Below are 18,293 nucleotides of genomic sequence, written 5' to 3' on the forward strand. Positions count from 1 at the left end.
CATTTGTTACTTTAGCGATCGCATTTGTTACTTTAGCGATCGCATTTGTTACTTTTGCATTCACATTTGTTACTTTTGCGTTCGCATTTGTTACTTCGGCGTATTTTAGCCAATAGGCGCTACTTCTGCATATTCCGCTTCATTTGTTCTAATTCATCCTGAGTTTCCCAGCTACGGAACTTCTCTTCTAAGTCATCAAACCCACTAGAAAAAGTGCTAGTTTGATTCGACCAGCCAATGGTTTCCGAACGCTGCTGGGTTTGCGCTTTCGCACGGGCTGTCTGTGCTTCGGCGGCTTTAGCTTGCACTTCTTGTCGCCGTTGCTGAATTTTTTTCAGTAATTCTTGAGATTGGTTGATGCGTTCTTTCAACCCTTGCATGTGTCCCCAGCGCTGATTTCCTTCGCGCAACAGGGCTGCTTCTCGCTCACCCGCCGCCGCCGCCAAATCCTCTCTATTGGCGTTTTTGGCTTTTTGAATGCGGATATGCCAACGCTGAATTTCTTGAGCAGTGGAGAGAATTTCTTCTTGCGATCGCTTCTCTTGTAATTTTAAATCTGCGATTAACTTTAATGTGTCTTCTTCTTGCTCACGCAGCTGTTCTAGCAGCGCCTCTAACTCCAAATGTGGATTGTTACGCAAGAATTCTTCTAAACGGTTTTCTAGAAACCGACTCAAATCATCAAATAATCCCACTGCTAGAACTCCAGAGATCGGGTGCGTGACTATTTTATTGTAGTGGGCGGAATGTAAATTTTAATCTTTCCCATTAGGTAAACTTCTGGCTGTTAGTTAGATTTCAAAGTTGGGAAGAATGTATTTGGTGAAACTACGCAAATAACCCTGACTTACAACATAAGGCTTTAATCAGTATGAGTTCTGACTTTCAACCACCACCTAAGAGCTTGTCCATACTAGCTACTGTAGGAGGAGTCGTTACCGCTGCGATCGCGATCGCACTTTTAAATGGTTGGTCTAAGCAACTTTCTAACACTTCTATAAAAAAACCAGAAATCTCAACATCCCCAACTGCTTCTCAACCACAGAAAACCCAACCCCCTGTCTCTATTGCAAATCAAGCTGAAATAATTGCCAGCCTTGATGCTAAATCCGTAGTTTTGCCAGGTCAACCGATTCCTAAGAATCAATTAACAGTAGCCATAATTCCATACGTTGCCCCTGGAGTTGGAAAACTGACCCCAGAAGAAATGACAACGGCCCGTCAAGCTTGGTCATACTTCCAGCGCAACTGGAACGATGAAACTGGCTTGATCAATTCCGTTGATGGCTTTGCCTCAATAAGTATGTGGGATCAGACAGCAGCGATCGCAGCCTTAGTTAGTGCTAAAGAACTCAATATTGTGCCTGCGGCTGAATTTGAAGCCAAAATGAGCAAAATGTTGAATACACTGGCGTCAATGCCTTTGTATAAAGGAGAACTACCGAACAAAGTTTACAATGCGAAAACTCTCCTACCTGTTAATTATGGTCAACTAGATAAACGGGAAGAAATTGGCTGGTCAGCCATTGATTTAGGAAGAATGGCAATTTGGCTAAAGATTGTCGGTGCAAAGTATCCAGAAATGCGATCGCAAACAGCAGCAGTTTGGAAACATTGGCAAGTCAAGCGTTTGACCACAAATGGTCAAATGTATGGTACTGCTGTCATCAAAGGCAAAGAACAATACAACCAAGAAGGTCGCTTGGGCTATGAAAATTATGCTGCTTATGGTCTGAAGCTTTGGGGCTTGGATGTTAAAAAAGCTTTAGATTATCAGTCCCATACTGCCTTTGTCGATCTTTACGGACAGGGAATTCCTTACGACAAACGGGACTATAAAAACTCTGAAGCCAATAACTACGTTCTTAGCGAACCCTATATCTTGGATGGCATCGAAACTGGGTTTCAAGCTTTGCCTAAAGCTTATGCCGATCGCATTTTAGCTGCCCAAGCCGCGCGTTATGAAGCGACAAAACAATTAACTGCCGTCACTGAAGATAACTTAGATCGCCCGCCATACTTTGTTTACAGCACCCTATTTGTCAACGGACAACCTTGGGCAACCATCGCGGATACTAGAGAACAGCACAACAATTTGCGATTCCTCAGTGCGAAAGCTGCGATCGGCTGGCATGTGCTTTATAACACTGCTTATACCCGTCAGTTATTTGATTTCGTTCAAGGCAATCTTAAGTCTCAAGATGGCTGGTACAACGGCTTTTATGAGTCTCTGCGTCAGCCGAATAAAACTCTCACTGCTAACAATAATGGTGTAATTCTGGAAAGCTTACTGTATAAGCAAGTTGGGCAGCCACTTACTGTTTGGGCAGGAGTCAGGAGCCATAAGTCAACCGAGAAGACTATAAAAAGACCGTAAGTTATTTCATGTCCGTGATAATATCCCTCCTCAATCCTCCCCTTGCTACAGTGGATAGATGGGTATTGCCCACTCAAAATAAATCGCAGAAAAAAACCCCTAGCATTTCTACTAGGGGTGAGAAATAATACCATTTCACTTGATGTTTGTCTGAGATGACCCTGTTTGTGCCTCTGCTCTACGCAAGAGGCTGGAGTGTTTCTCAAATATTACAGTAAAAAGCGATCGGGTATAAAATTAGCCAACATTTGCCAAGAGCAATTCTCGTTTTTCTGATTTTTGTACTCTCACTTGAGAGTCATCATCAACATCGATAAGGGCTGTGTCTCCATCTGTAATTTCACCAGACAGCATTGCTTCGGCGAGAGAATCTTCTAGGAGGCGCATAATTGCCCGGCGTAATGGTCTAGCGCCATAGCTGGGGTTATAACCCTCTTGTACCACAAGCTCTTTGAAGCGATCGCTAACTTCTAGGATAATTCCCTTTTCTGTCAAGCGGCTAGCAACATCGCGAAGCATAATTTCGGCGATTTGCTTAACTTCATCCTTGGAAAGCTGGGTGAAGACGATAATCTCATCAAGACGGTTAAGGAACTCAGGACGGAAGTAAGCTTTCAATTCCTCATTTACCAAGGTGCGGATGCGGTTATAACTAGCATCGGCTTGAGTGTCGAAGTCAAAGCCTAAACCACTACCGCCTTTTTCAATCACCTTGGAACCGATGTTAGAAGTCAAAATGATCAGCGTATTCTTGAAGTCCACTTTCCGACCTTTAGCATCGGTAAGATGACCGTCATCCAAGAGTTGCAGCAGCATATTGAATACATCGGGGTGTGCTTTTTCGATTTCGTCGAATAGCAGCACTGTGTAAGGTTTACGCCGCACGGCTTCTGTAAGCTGTCCGCCTTCGTCGTATCCTACATAACCAGGAGGCGAACCAATTAGCTTGGCAACGGTATGACTTTCCATGTATTCGGACATATCTAGCCGAATCATCGAGTCTTCCGCACCGAAGAAGTAGGAAGCTAGTGCTTTCGCCAATTCTGTTTTCCCAACGCCAGTCGGGCCAGAGAAGATAAAGCTCGCAATGGGACGATTGGGATTTTTCAAGCCGACGCGGGCACGACGGATACCGCGAGATACAGCTGTAACTGCTTGCTCTTGTCCAATGAGCCGCTGATGCAGAGTATCTTCTAGGTGTAAAAGCAACTCTGACTCAGATTCAGTCAGCTTATTAACTGGTACGCCAGTCCAAGAGGCAACGATTTGAGCAATGTCTTCTTCGTCAACTACAGTCGAGTTGACAGGTTGATCGTTTGATGTAAACGTTGCTTGCAGTTGTTCTGCGAGTTTTAACTCTTGGTCGCGCAGTTGTGTAGCTTTGTCAAAATCTTGGACTCTGACTGCTGCTTCTTTTTCTTTGGTGACGCCAGCGAGTTCACGCTTAAGTTCTTTATTGGGAGAACTTTGGGAGTTCCGCAAACGAACGCGAGAACCAGCTTCATCAATCAAGTCTATTGCCTTATCTGGCAAGAAGCGATCGCTAATATAGCGGTCTGATAATTCTGCGGCTGCGACAAGTGCTGAATCCAAAATTGTGACTTTGTGGTGCTGTTCGTAAGCACCGCGCAAGCCGTAGAGAATTTGTACGGTTTCCTCTACCGATGGTTCTCCAACCTGAATCGGTTGGAAACGACGCTCTAGGGCGGCATCGCGCTCAATATGCTTCCGATACTCATCAAGGGTAGTTGCGCCGATGCACTGGAGTTCTCCTCGTGCTAAGGCAGGTTTAAGGATGTTGGCTGCATCCAAGCCACCTTCTGTACCACCAGCGCCAACCAAGGTGTGAATTTCATCAATCACCAGGATGATATTGCCGACAGTGCGAACTTCTTCCACAACTTTTTTGATGCGTTCTTCAAAATCGCCACGGAAGCGAGTTCCAGCTACCAATGACCCCATATCAAGGCTGATAACTTGCTTGTCTTGTAAGCTTTCAGGAACATCCTGATTGATAATCCGTTGAGCTAGACCTTCTGCGATCGCAGTTTTGCCAACTCCTGGTTCTCCAATCAAGACTGGGTTATTCTTGGTGCGGCGACCGAGAATTTGGATCGCTCGCTCAATTTCCTTCTGGCGACCAACTACGGGGTCGAGTCTGCCTTCTTGGGCTAATTTGGTCAAATTTCTGCCAAACTCTTCCATTGTTAGCGGTTGGGTGCGCTTTTGATTACCACTACCAGCAAAAGCCGGTGCATTTTCACCCAAACGGCGAACTATGGCACTACGGACACTCTTAAAGTCAACCCCTAGATTTTGCAGTACTTTGGCGGCGACACCTTCACCAGCCTCGGTTAATCCTAAGAGTAAGTGTTCAGTGTTGATGTAATTCTGTCCCAAACTATGAGCTTCTTTAAACGATTGCTCGAAGAGGCTTTTTACTTTAGGAGTAAAAGGAATTTCTGGTGGTACAAAGCCAGAACCCCTACCAATAATTTTTTCTACCTCGCGACGTGCATCTTTGAGGGTAACGCCTAATTCAGCTAGCACTTTAGCAGCAACCCCAGTTCCTTCTCCCATCAAACCCAGGAGAATTTGTTCTGTTCCTACAAAGTTGTGTCCCAGGCGACGGGCTTCCTCCTGAGCTAACATAATTACTCTAATGGCTTCGGAAGTGAAGTGTTCAAACATAATGGGTTCTTGCTCCCTCGCTGCTTGGACTTTGGGTGAGATAAAGTTCACCCTCATCTAAAGTTTTTTGTATTTTCTTAAGAACAATGTAACTTTATTTAAAGTTAAGTGGCAGTGGTGAGAGCCGTAAGACATCAGGTGTACTTGCCGTCTACCAGGAGTCCTGAGTGGAGTACGGGGAAAATCAGAAGTTCTAAAGTTGACAGTTAAGGTTTCGGTATTTGACAATTTTCTTCTGTCTGTTCTGTTTTCCACTGTCAGCTAAACTTAAAACTTAGGACTTAGCACTCTCAACTCAGGACTGACAATGACTGAAGCAACGGCCGGTAAAGACCAACAACATCCACTTTATAACCGCGATCGCCCCCTTATTGATATTTTACTCTCTCAAGAGGCAACAGACTATAACTTAGCAGAATTGGCTAGACTGCGAATGCGCTATCAAGGGTTTCCAGGAGCGAGAGACATCCAAAAAGACCTAGATAAAGTCTTGCAACAGTGGGGTTTGACCGAAGCCGAGCTTTTTGAGAAAACTCGTCAAATTCACGATTCGGGTGGAATTTACAAAAGCCGTGGCAAGAAAGATGAACAGGATTGGAATTAGTTATTATTTTCCACTCCTAACTCCTGACTCAGCCTTGGAATGATGTTGGCAAAGCCCGCCGTAGGCATCGCTAATTCTGTGCCTTTGCCTAATTCAGATGTCAGTGTGAATTGTACACCATGTTTTTCTATAATCGACCGGGAAATGGCTAATCATCAGCAAGTATTTTTACTCACTGGTTTTGTGGTAAAGAAATAGCCAAATAGTTTTTGGAATATTAAAATAAACCTTGATTGCGATCGCTACCTCGTTTCCAAAACCAGATGAGTTTAGACAAGTCTTCTTGGAAATAGTCTAAATCGATTGTGGCGATCGCTTCTTCAATTTCTCCTCCTGCGATCGGGAAAGGTTTGCCAATAAAGCTTGATATCTGCCAGAGAATCGTAAAACTTGAAATATGTTAGGAATTTGTATTGGCAAAAGTATTACATTTCTGAGGATCGCCCGTTTGGATACCTTGTTTAAACCAACGAACCCTTTGAGCGGAACTACCATGTGTAAAAGATTCTGGCACAGCATAGCCTTTAGCTTGTTTTTGCAAGCGGTCATCTCCAATACTGCTAGCTGCGTTCAATGCTTCTTCAATATCACCTGTCTCTAGAATTTGCCGTGAGCGTTGAGCATGATTTGCCCAAACGCCTGCAAAACAATCTGCTTGTAATTCTAATCGCACAGAAAGCTGATTTGCTTGCGTCTGATTCACTTGATTCTGCAAGGTTTGAACTTGCTGCGAAATCCCCAGTAAATTTTGGACATGATGTCCAATTTCATGAGCAATCACGTATGCTTGAGCAAAATCTCCCGGTGCCTGATATCGAGTCTTCAAATCACGGTAAAAACTCAAGTCAATATACACCTTTTGATCGCGCGGACAATAAAACGGCCCAACTGCTGAACGTGCAAGTCCACAAGCAGACTCCACTGCTCCTGAGTAAAGAACTAACTTTGGTTCTACATAAGTTTCTCCGTCTTGCCGAAACTGCTCACTCCATGTATCTTCTGTATCAGCCAGTACAACAGATACGAAATCCGCCATTTGATCTTGAGTTTGAGATCCTGTTGTTTGAGGTGACTCAGCTATTGGGCTATCACTTGGTGGGGAATCTTGTTGCCAAAGGGCACTAGGATCGCCACCCAATAGTAAAACCAGTAGCGATATGAGTGCTGCTCCTACACCTCCACCCACGACAGGAGCGGAAATCTTCATCCCACGCCGATCTTCAACATTTGTACTCCGACGACCTATTTGCCAACGCATAATTACTGTTTACCAAACTCATAAAAAAATCCGGCTTGAACTAGGTAGGATGAAATCTACACAAGCCTTTTAGCTATACAAATAAATATTACTTATTCTATGTATCGATCTCTTCTGCCTACGGACAAACTATAAATAAAGGACAGTCAGCCTTTAGAAAGGTTTTGTTAAACAGGTTGTTCATCAAATCACACAGAATTCCCAAACTCCTTAATAGAGAAAACCACAGTAAGGACAGAAGCGAAATTTCAAAGACGTAATTTGCACTCCATGACCAAGCTCTGAGGATTTAGGATATCAACACAAGAGAATTTCATGATGTCTGCGTTGGACATACACATTTAGTTGAGGCTGTCCCGTGTCACTCAATACGGTTCGGTTAAAGGTGAAAGGGGAAAGGGTAAAGGTTTTTAATACATCCTTTCCCCTTTACCCGCAAACCCATTCCCCAGACCACAAGGAAAGTGAAAAATGCTTATCCAAACTGTATTGCCGTGTCACTCACTAATAATAATTCCGCATCAGTTAGGGATCTTTCCGACTTAGTGAATTCACTTTTTGACTTGCACCGTTGAGGGTGTTATTGCCTACCTCATGAGCGAAGAATGTATTTTATTACTAAGGATAGTTTTGAGTTGAACCAACTCGTATTTAATATAACAAGTACTGAAGGATCAACTTTGTCAGTGATTAATCTTTCCCCTGCGACCAAGGAGTAATAATGGTTTTAATTCAATATCAACGTGCTGTAGGCGTATTTACTCATCGAAGAGATGCAGAGCAGGCAATACATGAGTTGAGAGATTCTGGCTTGGCGATGGAGAAAGTATCTATACTTGTGCAAAATTCAGATCGCAATCATGAGATTGCCGATAATAAAGTTAAAGAGGACACTGGTGATAAAGCTGACGAAGGTGCAACAGTAGGAGGGCTTTCAGGGGGCGCTGTTGGTGGGTTAACTGGTTTATTAGTGGGTCTTGGAACTTTAGCAATCCCTGGAGTTGGCCCAATAATGCTGGCTGGGGCAGCGGCAACTGCTTTGGTTACAACCCTTGTTGGCGCAAGTATTGGTGCTGCCACTGGGACTTTTGCTGGTGCATTAGTTGGTTGGGGAATGTCGTCAGAGCAAGCTAGAGCATATAACGAGCGAGTAGAGGAGGGACACTATTTAATAATCGTGGATTGTACATCTTTTGAAATTGCTAAAGTACAAGAAATACTACAGCGTTGGGGTATTGAAGAGTTTGGTATTTACGAGCATCTCAACAGTGAATATGAAACTACAAATTCTCCGACCACAACGACTTCTAATACTGCCATTCCTAATAAAAGTGGGATGATGTCTAAGTATAGTGTTAGTTGCTTTAATAGCATCGCTAATGCTGAAGCGGCAATTAAGGATATGTGTGTCGCAGGTTTTTCAGTAAATCAGATTTCCTTAATTTGCAAAGACTTTTCTCAATTCCTTGGGTCCACAGGCATTAATTTAAGTGAACGCTTTGACGCTATGAGGTTAGGAATAGCAGATGAGTGGGCACGCTTTTACAATGAGCAAATAGAGCAAGGAAATTACATACTTATCGTTAGTGGCACAGATGGTGAGCAAGATATAGCTAGGTCTATTCTGTGTAACTATGGGGTTCAAGAGTCTCAAATTTATGACCCAATGTTAATTCGTTCTTAAAAGCGGGTGCTGTCATGAATGGGAGCAAACTTATTTGAGTTTTGGAAGATACAGCAGAATTCAGGAGTAAAAAACGCTTTATATCTGGTTAACAGACTTACCTTGTGTAGCTCACTTTCCTTGCAATCTGCTGTATCAAAAAGCAATGGGTTTTGCAGCCTGAAAACTTTACTATGCAGAGAATCGACACCTTTCAAGGTTATAGCAAGTGGTGTCGATGAGCTTCAATATATTCACCTGACAGCAAAATATCTTACTTAAAATTCTCAACAGTTTTGCTTTGCTCAGGGTCAGCAGTGAGCGAAGTTGAAGGGTCAACCTGTATTGCCTCTTTCTCCGTCTCCAGTTCTTCCCGTTGCTTGCCATACTCCCGCAGCTGCTTCAAAAGGTTTTCTTGGGATGAGTTCGGGATAGACGGACTAGGACTTGGTTCAAGGTCGGTATCGGTACTTGCAAAATTAGCCGCTGAAGGATTATTTTCGTAGACTGGTAGCGACTTGTCATTAAACATAGCCTCTTGGGTTGGTGCTGGGGTAGGAATTAGATTCTTTGGTTTGCTGACAGCAGCTTTTACCGAATCTAGAGTAGTAGCAACCTGCACTTGTTGCTGCATCTGTTGTGTAGAAGATACTAAACCACTTAAACCATTCACCAATTGCCGCAAATTTTTACGGAAATTAGGATCGCCTGTCAATTCATCTAAATCAGATGTAATTTTTTGGGTATTTTCAAAGGTTACTCGTGCTGAATCTAAAGTTTGTTGCAGCAACACCGCATTCTTTGGATCGTTTAAGGTTTTAGAAGCATCACGTAAATTAGCTGAGGCTTGGGCTGCATTTGCTGAAAGCGTTTCTAAATTGTTGAGTAATTCTCCTTGAGTCAATCGATTGACAGATGGTGATAAGCTACTGACTGTAACACGCAATTGGTTGCTGGTTTCGGTGATATTGTTCAACGCACCAACCAGGGTCGAACGATTTGTTGTCAACAAATTATCCAGGTTGTTCAGCAATCGATTTGCTTGAGTTGCAGTTGCACCGAATTTATTTACTGTTTGATTTGCAGATGCATTAAGTTGGTTTGTCGCCCGTTGCACTGAATTAGCCGTTGCGGAAAATGTATTAAGTTGTAGTTGTAAGCTTTTGGTCAAACCTTGTAAATCTTGACTTAGCTCACTAAAACTGGATGCTGCGCCTGTGGTAGTTTCTAGAACTCTATTGACATTTCTATAAAATTTTGGGTCATTGTATACAGCAGCTAGCTCAGTTGAACTGCGAATTAGTGCATCAACACTGATACCAACCTGACCTTTTAACCGAGAGCCATTACAGACGATGAGGCTGGGATCACAACTTTTATCTAAAGGTTTAGCAATCACAACCCCAGCAGGCAAGCTTGCTTTTGGTGTGATGTCGATAATACTTTCGCTAATTAATCCGCTTTGATTAGCTTCCACTACGACATTACGGGGGATAATCAGGCCAGTTTGGGCAATTTCAATTTCTACATCAATGGCATTTGGCCCTGGTCGAACCTGGGAAATAGTTCCTACCTTAACGCCACGATAGCGAACTGCTGCTCCCTTTTGCATTCCGCCAGCGTTGGCAAATTCTACAATAATTTTGTATGAACGGCCAGCAGCAGTGAATCTATTTAACCACAGAAAGAGTAATCCAAATACCCCTAGTCCTAGCAGGAGTAATAACCCCACAGAACCTTCTCTAAATGTTCGCCCAGACGCGAAGCGACTTGTCATAAGACCTCGCATTTTTTTGCCTCCACCAACAACCAATAACCAATTAGGAGTTAAAAGTTAGGAGTTAGTAGTTAAATTTAACTTTTTACTCCTGGCTTTTAAGTTTCTAGCCGGCGACTTTAATCGGGCCTTGAACACTTCCACTGATAAATTGTCTGATCAAGGGATCTTCTGTGTTGTATATTTCACTAACTGTACCTTGCCACTGCACTTTACCTTCATAGAGAAATATAAGTCTATCAGATGTACGGCGGATAGTGCTGTCTTGGTGGGTAACAACAGCATAAGTACTACAAACTCCATGTAAACATTGCAAGTGGCGGATTAAATCTTCGATGACTGTCGAGGCAATGGGATCGAGTCCAGCTGTTGGTTCGTCGTATAATAGAACTTCTGGCCCTTCATTGGGATTATCGGGGTTAGACATAATCGCACGGGCAAAACTTACCCGTTTGCGCATTCCCCCGGAAAGTTCGGCTGGGTAGAGGTCGCCTATTTCTGGCAAACCTACCATCTCCAATTTTTCGTTTACCAAATCTCGGATGCGCGATCGCCGCAGCTTTGAATTTTGATAAAGTAAAAATCCCACATTTTCCTCCACTGTCAGCGAATCAAATAGGGCCGCCTGCTGAAACACCATACCAATGCCAACCTGCTGGCCGCCATCTTCAATCAAACCGTCTCGCCGCACTCCTTGCACATAAATTTCTCCTTCATCCGGACTAAGTAACCCCGCTATTACTCGTAAGATAGTTGATTTCCCAGTCCCTGATGGCCCAATAATACCCAGTGCTTCTCCCCGGTAAATGGTCAAGTCTACATTATCTAGAACTTTATGGCTACCAAAGGACTTAGAAACACCTTTTAGTTCAATCAATGGTTCAGTCATTAGTTATTTAGTCACTTGTACTGAGCGACTCGTGCCGAGCGGAGCCGAGGTAAGCCGAAGTATTCGTCATCGATCGTTGGTCATTAGTCAGTAGAAAATAAACAAATGACTACTGAAAACTAACAAAGGACAAATATGCCCAATAGTGATTTGATGGTGATTGGTAGGACATTGTATAGTGTATTATAAGTAGATAATTAGCATTCTGATTAGCAAACTTTATTTTTTTAGCATAATATTTAGTTACTGACGATGTTTATCGTCTCAAAATACCCTCAATGCAAGGCTGAGGAGAACACCGTAGTAATTAAACATCTCAGTGATGTAAAAATAACATTTCAGTTTTCTGTAGACATCAGCAAAGTTATTTATATATTATTAATATTCTACTTAACTTTATAACGATTCAGGTTGATACAAAATAGAAAAATCAAATTTAAGTTGTGAAAACCAAAAAGTTTAGACTTGCTATTTTTATATAAGTCACAAACCTGGTTTTTCATTAATTATGAATTATGGTTATAAAAAATTAGCTTCCTGCTATTCAAAGTTGTTGTAATTAGCAGAATTATTAAATAATTGGAAAAATTAATAGTATTACTCGCCAATGGATTTGGCAAAGTCAAAAATTATTTATTAAAATTATAATAATTAGTTAAAAATTAAAATAAAAATTATGAGTAGCCAATTAGAACAGTTTGCAAGTGATAATTCTTCTGGTATTTGTCCTGAAGCATTGGAATATATGATTAGGGCAAATCAAGGTAGTGTTCCAGCTTATGGAAATGATGAATGGACTCAAAAAGCAACAGATTATTTTCGGGATCTCTTTGAAATTGATTGTGAAGTATTTTTTACCTTTAACGGTACAGCCGCAAATTCTTTATCTTTAGCTGCTCTTTGCCAGTCATATCATAGCGTCATTTGTCATGAGACATCTCACATAGAAACAGATGAATGTGGCGCACCGGAATTTGCATCTAATGGCTCTAAATTGTTACTTGCTCACGGTAAGAATGGCAAATTAACATCAGAGTCTATAGAGTCACTTGTCACCAAACGTACTGACATTCATTATCCCAAACCTAAAGTTATTAGCATTACACAATCAACTGAATTAGGGACTTTATATTCTATTGAAGAACTTTTAAGTATTAAAGAAGTTGCAAACAAATATAACTTAAAACTTCACATGGATGGCGCTCGTTTTGCCAATGCAGTTGCCGCTATGAATAAAAGTCCTGCTGAAATTACTTGGAAAACTGGAGTGGATGTGTTGTGTTTTTGTGGTACCAAGAATGGAATGGCATTAGGTGAAGCCATTCTCTTCTTCAATAAAGCGCTAGCAGAAGATTTTGATTATCGATGCAAGCAAGCAGGCCAGCTAGCTTCAAAAATGCGATTTATTTCGGCTCCTTGGTTGGGTTTATTGGAAACTGGTGCTTGGCTAAAAAATGCTAGACATGCTAATCAATGTGCTGAATACTTAGAAAATCAACTATTAAACATAGAAGGTGTTGACTTGATGTTTCCTAGAGAAGCCAACGCCGTATTTGTAAAATTACCTGAAGAAGTCATTCACAGCTTAAAAGCCAAGAACTGGCAGTTTTATACATTTATTGGTGTGGGAGGAGTACGTTTTATGTGTTCTTGGAACACTACTCAATCAAGGATTGATGAGTTGATTGGTGATATTAAAAATGCAACAAGAAATGGGTAAAAGGGGTAGGTGTGGCCCCCTCTGGGGATAAGGGGCGGGGGTAAAGGGGAAAGGGATAGAATTAATTTTCCCCTTACCCTTTAACGTTTCCCCAATATGTTGCAAAATTTACTTTTAAAATATGTCTTATAAGTAATCAAGCGGACATGATATTACTTATTGATAAACATTAAATATGGAAAATTTCAAACAATGAAATAAGTACAGTCATCCTAAAATTTAATACGATTCAGTTAAGGGTCATTGGTGTAAATAATTGGTCTTTCAAGACGCGAATTATCGCGTCTTTACATGAGGGTTTTATTGCTCATTTTCAACTGTATTATCCTAAAATTGCAAATTGTTTCAGTTGATTATAACTGATAGTGTTAGCGCTTACTTGGTATATAACTTCAACTGCAATTTTGATTGTTGCCACAAGCCTAAATGCTTATTCTTAGCATTAGCTTCTGCAATTAAAAATTGGGTTTTGCTCTCATAGCAATTTTGTAAAGATTCTTGGTCAACGACGGCATTACCTGACTCTACGAGAAGAAGATTTACTGACCGATTATCTACAAACACTTCACCTGCTGGACGACCACTTTTAAGTTGTTCTGTGCTTCTAATCACAACAGGAGTTTGAAGTGGTAATAGCTGTTTTAGCCTTTGTGTTGCTGCTAAACCATAGCGCTTGTCAGTTGCCTCTGGTGCATTAATACACGCTAACTTGACTATAGTTGTTTGTCCTGCATTATCTTTAACCAAAATAGTGTTCCCGTCTGTAACACCAACTACTGTACCTAGCACCAACATTAGTTGCAGTAATTCCATCATTTTATATATAATATTTTATGCACAAATAGAATTTTATGTTTGTGCTTAGGTTACTAGTGTGATTTAGCTCACAAGTTGCAAATAAAAATAAAACTAAAAGCAAAATTAATAAATATTATTATTGCGAAAACCTGACGTTTATATCAATCAAAACTTCATTTAATGACTACAGGTAATTGAACACTCACAGTAGTTCCGGTCAATAGTTTAGAAGAAATTAACAGTTTCCCATTATGATCATTGACTCTTTTAAAAGTCAACTTTACAGATTTACAAATTATCATTGTATTTGAAGAGTTTTCACTTCTAAATCCTAACTTTGTTTGTATGCCAGAACAACAGCAGTGGACTATAACAGCAACTGAACAACCACCAGAGTGGTTTATCCAAGCAGTGAAACAGTATACACCTGCATCAAGTGGACTGTATGCAGCGCAGTTGTTGTGGCAACGGGGTATTAAAGATCGTCAACAATTAACAGCTTTTATCAACTATAAAGTTTATCAACCAGCAAGTCCCTTTGAGTTTGGGCAAGAAATGCATCTGGCGATCGCACGCTTGCAACAAGCATATAATACTAAAGAAAAAATTGCAATTTGGGGAGATTTCGATGCTGATGGCATTACCTCTACATCGGTACTTTGGGATGGATTGGGGCAGTTTTTTGCTCAAAATACTCAGTTAGTTTATTACATTCCCAATCGCCTGAAAGAATCCCACGGACTTAATAATCAAGGGATTGATAACTTAGCAAAACAAGGTTGCAAATTAATAGTTACTTGCGATACAGGTAGCACAAATGTTGAAGAAATTATCTATGCTAAACAGTTAGGTATAGATGTAATAGTTACAGACCATCACACCTTACCAGCCGAACGCCCACCTGTTGCAGCAATTATCAATCCCCGCTATTTTCCAAAAGAACATCAGTTATTTAATCTGTCTGGGGTGGCGGTAGCTTATAAGTTGGTGGAAGCGCTATATCAAAGTCTGCCCAATGTTGCTAAATATCCGTTAGAGGATTTATTAGATTTAGTTGCAGTTGGATTAATTGCTGACTTAGTGCAATTAAGTGGAGATTGCCGCTACTTGGCACAGATGGGAATTCAACGACTGCAAGAAGATTTTAAACAGCCAGCAGCAGCACGGCGGCGGCCAGGGGTAGGGCGATTATTAGAATTGTGCCAGAAAAGTGGCGATCGCCCCACAGATATTTCTTTTGGTTTGGGGCCGAGAATTAACGCCGTTAGTCGCATTCAAGGTGATGCCAGTTTTTGCGTGGAATTATTAACTAGTCGGGATGTCAAACGTTGTAACGAACTAGCCGAAGTTACAGAACTCGCCAACGCCCGCCGCAAATCTTTACAAAAAGATGTGCAGGCACAAGTGGCGCAAAAACTTACTCAATTAGACTTATCAACCACCAGCGTCATTGTCTTAGAAGATGCCCAATGGCCTGCGGGTGTATTGGGCTTAGTTGCTGGACAGATAGCACAAGAAACAGGACGCCCGACGGTTTTGTTGAGTACGGAAGGAGCAGGGGAGCAGGGGAGTAGAAGCGCAGGGGAGCAGGGGAGCAGAGGCGCAGGGGAGCAGGGGAGTAGGGGAGCAGAGGCGCAGGGGAGCAGGGGAGCAGAGGAGCAGGGGAGCAATTCTTCTTTGCTTGCAAGGGGTTCCGCTCGTTCGGTGAATTCTGTCGATTTATACCAATTGGTGAAAGAGCAAGCACATTTGTTACATCGCTTTGGGGGACATCCCTTTGCAGCAGGTTTGAGTTTGTTGGTGGAGAATATTCCTTTATTTACAGCGGCGATTAATCAGCAGTTGCGGCAATCTTTAGGTAGTACAACTCTAACGCCAAACGTGCAAGCAGACTTGACAGTAACGGTAGCCGACTTGGGAAAAGAGTTATTTTTGGAACTGAAACTGTTAGAACCTTGTGGAATGGGTAATCCTGTTCCGAAATTGCTAATTCAAAACTGCTGGTTTGAAAATTCTTGGCATCGCAATCAGCAGGATTGGCAAGGGAAAAAGGTACAGTACATTAAAGCTGAGTTTGATATTCGGGATGATTCTAGCAGAAGTGCTTTTCCTGGCTTATGGTGGGGACACTACAAAGATGAATTGCCCATAGGAAGGTGTGATTGCATAGCAGAACTAGACTACAACACCTTCAAAAAACGTTATGAAATCAGATTGATTGCCGTGCGTTCTTCTGCTAACTCAGCACTCAACACTCAGCTATCGCTAACACCCTTCATCCTAGACTTACGGAATCAGGAACACTCAGCAACTCAACATTCAGGACTAATTATTGAAGATTGTCCCACGAATTGGGATGATTTACGTATGTGGTTGCGGCGATGTTTGGCGAGTAGCCGCTCTACGTCTGGGCTTGAGAATCAGCAACAATTAGCGATCGCTTGGTCTAAACCTAACCATCAACCACCCAATCAAATTTGGCTGACTCTTGTCGGAATTGCCAAATATCTTAGTCGCACAAATCAACTAGTTACCCGCGGACAACTTTTAGAGAAAATCGGCATTAGCGACCAAACCTTACTTGTCGGAATCAAAGCTTTAAAATACTTAGGGTTCACAGTTCAACGACAAGACCGTTCTTTACAATTTACCTGGAATCCAAACGATAGTGCCGAAAACCTGGCTGACGAAGCAGTTGCACGATTTTTAGCTGCTGTTCGAGAAGAACAATTTCAGCAACAGTATTTTGCGGAAGTGCCTTTATCTACGATTGTGGCGATCGCCAGCTACGACAGTAAATAATTTAAAGGGTTCACAGCGTTTGCTACACAGCCTCTTTCCCCCTGCTCCCCGGTCACTGAGCGTAGCCGAAGTGCTGCCCCCCTGCCCCCCTGCGGTCTAAATGATAAGTCTTTACCAGAACACGATATGAGTACTCTCGGTTGCGATACCTGAAGTTACAGAGGTGTCCCAGAAGGCTGTTGCACCCTCTTGTTAACAGTTTTTCCTTCTACAAAACCATCTCGACCTGTAATTAATCTAGAACGACGATTACGAGTGATATAATTCCATCCCCACTGAATTGCTACTACTACTTTAGTGTCAAACTCGATTAAGAAGTAGATGTGAACTACTAGCCAAAAGAGCCAAGCAATGAAACCTTTGAGTTTGACTAAGCCTAAATCTACAACAGCTAGATTTTGCCCAATCATCGCTAAAGTACCCACGTCATTGTAACGAAACTCTGGCAAAGTCTCACCTTTAAGCCTACGTTTAATGAGTTTAGCTACATACTCTCCTTGTTGTTTGGCTACAGGTGCAACACCAGGTAAAGGTTTACCATTTTGATGGGAAAAGTTGCCTAAATCTCCCACTACAAAAATGTTGTCATAACCCTTGATAGACAAGTCCGGTTCTACAATCACACGTCCGTCGCGATCGCACTCTACACCTGTACTTTTTGCTAGGGCTTTCCCCATAGGCGAACCTTGAACACCTGCTGCCCACAAGATAGTTTTTGAGGTAATTTCTGTCAATTCATCGCCTTGCTTGAAAGTAACGATGTTACCTTCGATATTTGTCACTCTGGTGTTGGTATAGACAGCCACACCCAACTTTTGCAAAGATTCTGCTGCTACTTTCGATAATTCTGGTGAAATGTGTGGGAGGATGCGATCGCCACCTTGCAATAGTAAAATTCTCGCTTCTGAGGTATTGATGCTGCGGAAATCTTCTGTGAGAGTTTGGTATGCTAATTCTGCGATCGCGCCGGATAATTCTACACCAGTGGGCCCACCCCCGACAATCACAAAAGTCAACAAAGCACGGCGTTTTTCTGGATCGGTTTCTTTTTCTGCCGCTTCAAATGCCGAAAATATCTGGCGACGCATTTCTATGGCATCTTCAACAGTTTTCAAGCCAGGAGCAAATTCTTTCCAATTATCTTTACCAAAATAGGAATGGTTAACACCTGTAGCGACAATCAATGTGTCATAAGGTACTACTTCATCACCCAGAATAACTTGTTGCGCTTTTGGATCGATATCATTTACCTCTCCCAACAACACTTTTGTATTCTTGCTTTTGCTGAATACAGATCGCAATGGTGCAGAAATATCAGCAGGTGATAGCGTACCTGTGGCAACTTGATATAAAAGCGGCTGAAATAGGTGAAAGTTACGTTTATCAATGAGAGTAACATTTACATTTGCTTTCTTCAAAGCTTTTGCTGTATACAGTCCACCAAAGCCGCCACCAACGATAACAACCCGATGTGGTGCATTCTTTTCAAGTGAGACTTCCATAAGAAATATTTCCTTGTGTTAAGAAGTTGTAACTATTCTTAACAAAGATGTAACAGCTTTATGATGATGGTTGCTGTCTATTTAGAACAATTAAAGAAATGATGAAAGTAGTCAAAGTTAGTTTTTATATCAAGTCCGGCTAATTTAGTTATGATTCCCACAGTCATCGCACCCCACCCCCAACCCCTCCCCGCAAGCGGGGAGGGGAGACA

The 18,293-nt window shown here is 42.0% G+C and carries 14 protein-coding genes; 6 read left to right on the plus strand and 8 right to left on the minus strand.

The genetic code is table 11. The annotated features are described in order from the left end of the window. Positions 1-119: 119 nt before the first annotated feature. A complete protein-coding gene (locus RMY27_RS20795) occupies positions 120-695 on the minus strand; it encodes a TIGR04376 family protein (RefSeq protein ID WP_322666348.1) in 576 nt (191 codons plus the stop codon). A 176-nt stretch (positions 696-871) separates the two neighbouring features. On the opposite strand from RMY27_RS20795, the gene RMY27_RS20800 reads away from it, so the two are divergent. Further along, positions 872-2,377 (plus strand): DUF3131 domain-containing protein, encoded by a 1,506-nt coding sequence (locus tag RMY27_RS20800; RefSeq protein WP_322666350.1) that lies wholly within the window; start codon positions 872-874, stop codon positions 2,375-2,377. Positions 2,378-2,614: 237 nt separating this feature from the next. Here RMY27_RS20800 and RMY27_RS20805 read toward each other — a convergent pair whose 3' ends face one another. After that, the gene (locus RMY27_RS20805) at positions 2,615-5,068 is read right to left on the minus strand and encodes an ATP-dependent Clp protease ATP-binding subunit (protein ID WP_322666464.1); all 2,454 of its coding nucleotides are present in this window, start codon (positions 5,066-5,068) and stop codon (positions 2,615-2,617) included. Between the two features lie 307 nt (positions 5,069-5,375). Here RMY27_RS20805 and RMY27_RS20810 point away from each other — a divergent pair, with 307 nt between their 5' ends. Both RMY27_RS20810 and RMY27_RS20815 read left to right on the plus strand, forming a co-directional pair. Further along, the gene (locus RMY27_RS20810; RefSeq protein ID WP_322666353.1) at positions 5,376-5,672 is read left to right on the plus strand and encodes a DUF3288 family protein; all 297 of its coding nucleotides are present in this window, start codon (positions 5,376-5,378) and stop codon (positions 5,670-5,672) included. 39 nt (positions 5,673-5,711) lie between these two features. Further along, on the plus strand, positions 5,712-5,870 hold the full coding sequence (locus RMY27_RS20815) for a hypothetical protein (RefSeq protein ID WP_322666355.1): 159 nt from the start codon (positions 5,712-5,714) through the stop codon (positions 5,868-5,870). 96 nt (positions 5,871-5,966) lie between these two features. Here the strand turns inward: RMY27_RS20815 and RMY27_RS20820 are convergent, their stop codons facing one another. Then, positions 5,967-6,092 carry a hypothetical protein gene (locus RMY27_RS20820; RefSeq protein WP_322666357.1) on the minus strand — a complete coding sequence of 42 codons (126 nt, stop codon included), beginning with the start codon at positions 6,090-6,092 and terminating at the stop codon, positions 5,967-5,969. Beyond that, positions 6,073-6,930: a neutral zinc metallopeptidase gene (locus RMY27_RS20825; RefSeq protein ID WP_322666359.1), complete on the minus strand. Its 858-nt coding sequence runs from the start codon at positions 6,928-6,930 to the stop codon at positions 6,073-6,075. Before RMY27_RS20825 ends, RMY27_RS20820 begins: the two co-directional genes overlap by 20 nt. A gap of 721 nt (positions 6,931-7,651) precedes the next feature. Between RMY27_RS20825 and RMY27_RS20830 the strand changes: the two genes are divergently transcribed. Continuing rightward, on the plus strand, positions 7,652-8,614 hold the full coding sequence (locus RMY27_RS20830) for a general stress protein (RefSeq protein WP_322666361.1): 963 nt from the start codon (positions 7,652-7,654) through the stop codon (positions 8,612-8,614). A gap of 253 nt (positions 8,615-8,867) precedes the next feature. Here RMY27_RS20830 and RMY27_RS20835 read toward each other — a convergent pair whose 3' ends face one another. Then, entirely contained in the window at positions 8,868-10,382 is a 1,515-nt protein-coding gene (locus tag RMY27_RS20835; RefSeq protein ID WP_322666363.1) for an MlaD family protein, read from the minus strand. A 94-nt stretch (positions 10,383-10,476) separates the two neighbouring features. After that, positions 10,477-11,259 (minus strand): ABC transporter ATP-binding protein, encoded by a 783-nt coding sequence (locus RMY27_RS20840; protein WP_322666365.1) that lies wholly within the window; start codon positions 11,257-11,259, stop codon positions 10,477-10,479. Positions 11,260-11,935: 676 nt separating this feature from the next. Here RMY27_RS20840 and RMY27_RS20845 point away from each other — a divergent pair. Continuing rightward, positions 11,936-12,979 carry a low specificity L-threonine aldolase gene (locus RMY27_RS20845; RefSeq protein WP_322666367.1) on the plus strand — a complete coding sequence of 348 codons (1,044 nt, stop codon included), beginning with the start codon at positions 11,936-11,938 and terminating at the stop codon, positions 12,977-12,979. A 375-nt stretch (positions 12,980-13,354) separates the two neighbouring features. Here RMY27_RS20845 and RMY27_RS20850 read toward each other — a convergent pair whose 3' ends face one another. Next, positions 13,355-13,795 (minus strand): thermonuclease family protein, encoded by a 441-nt coding sequence (locus tag RMY27_RS20850; RefSeq protein WP_322666369.1) that lies wholly within the window; start codon positions 13,793-13,795, stop codon positions 13,355-13,357. A gap of 327 nt (positions 13,796-14,122) precedes the next feature. Between RMY27_RS20850 and RMY27_RS20855 the strand changes: the two genes are divergently transcribed. Next, positions 14,123-16,579 (plus strand): single-stranded-DNA-specific exonuclease RecJ, encoded by a 2,457-nt coding sequence (locus RMY27_RS20855; RefSeq protein ID WP_322666465.1) that lies wholly within the window; start codon positions 14,123-14,125, stop codon positions 16,577-16,579. Between the two features lie 155 nt (positions 16,580-16,734). Here RMY27_RS20855 and RMY27_RS20860 read toward each other — a convergent pair whose 3' ends face one another. Further along, positions 16,735-18,081, minus strand: coding sequence for an NAD(P)/FAD-dependent oxidoreductase (locus RMY27_RS20860; RefSeq protein WP_322666371.1), 1,347 nt, complete (start codon positions 18,079-18,081; stop codon positions 16,735-16,737). Positions 18,082-18,293: the final 212 nt, after the last annotated feature.

It is taken from the genome of Nostoc sp. DedQUE09 (assembly GCF_034530915.1).
Taxonomy (GTDB): Bacteria; Cyanobacteriota; Cyanobacteriia; order Cyanobacteriales; family Nostocaceae; genus Nostoc.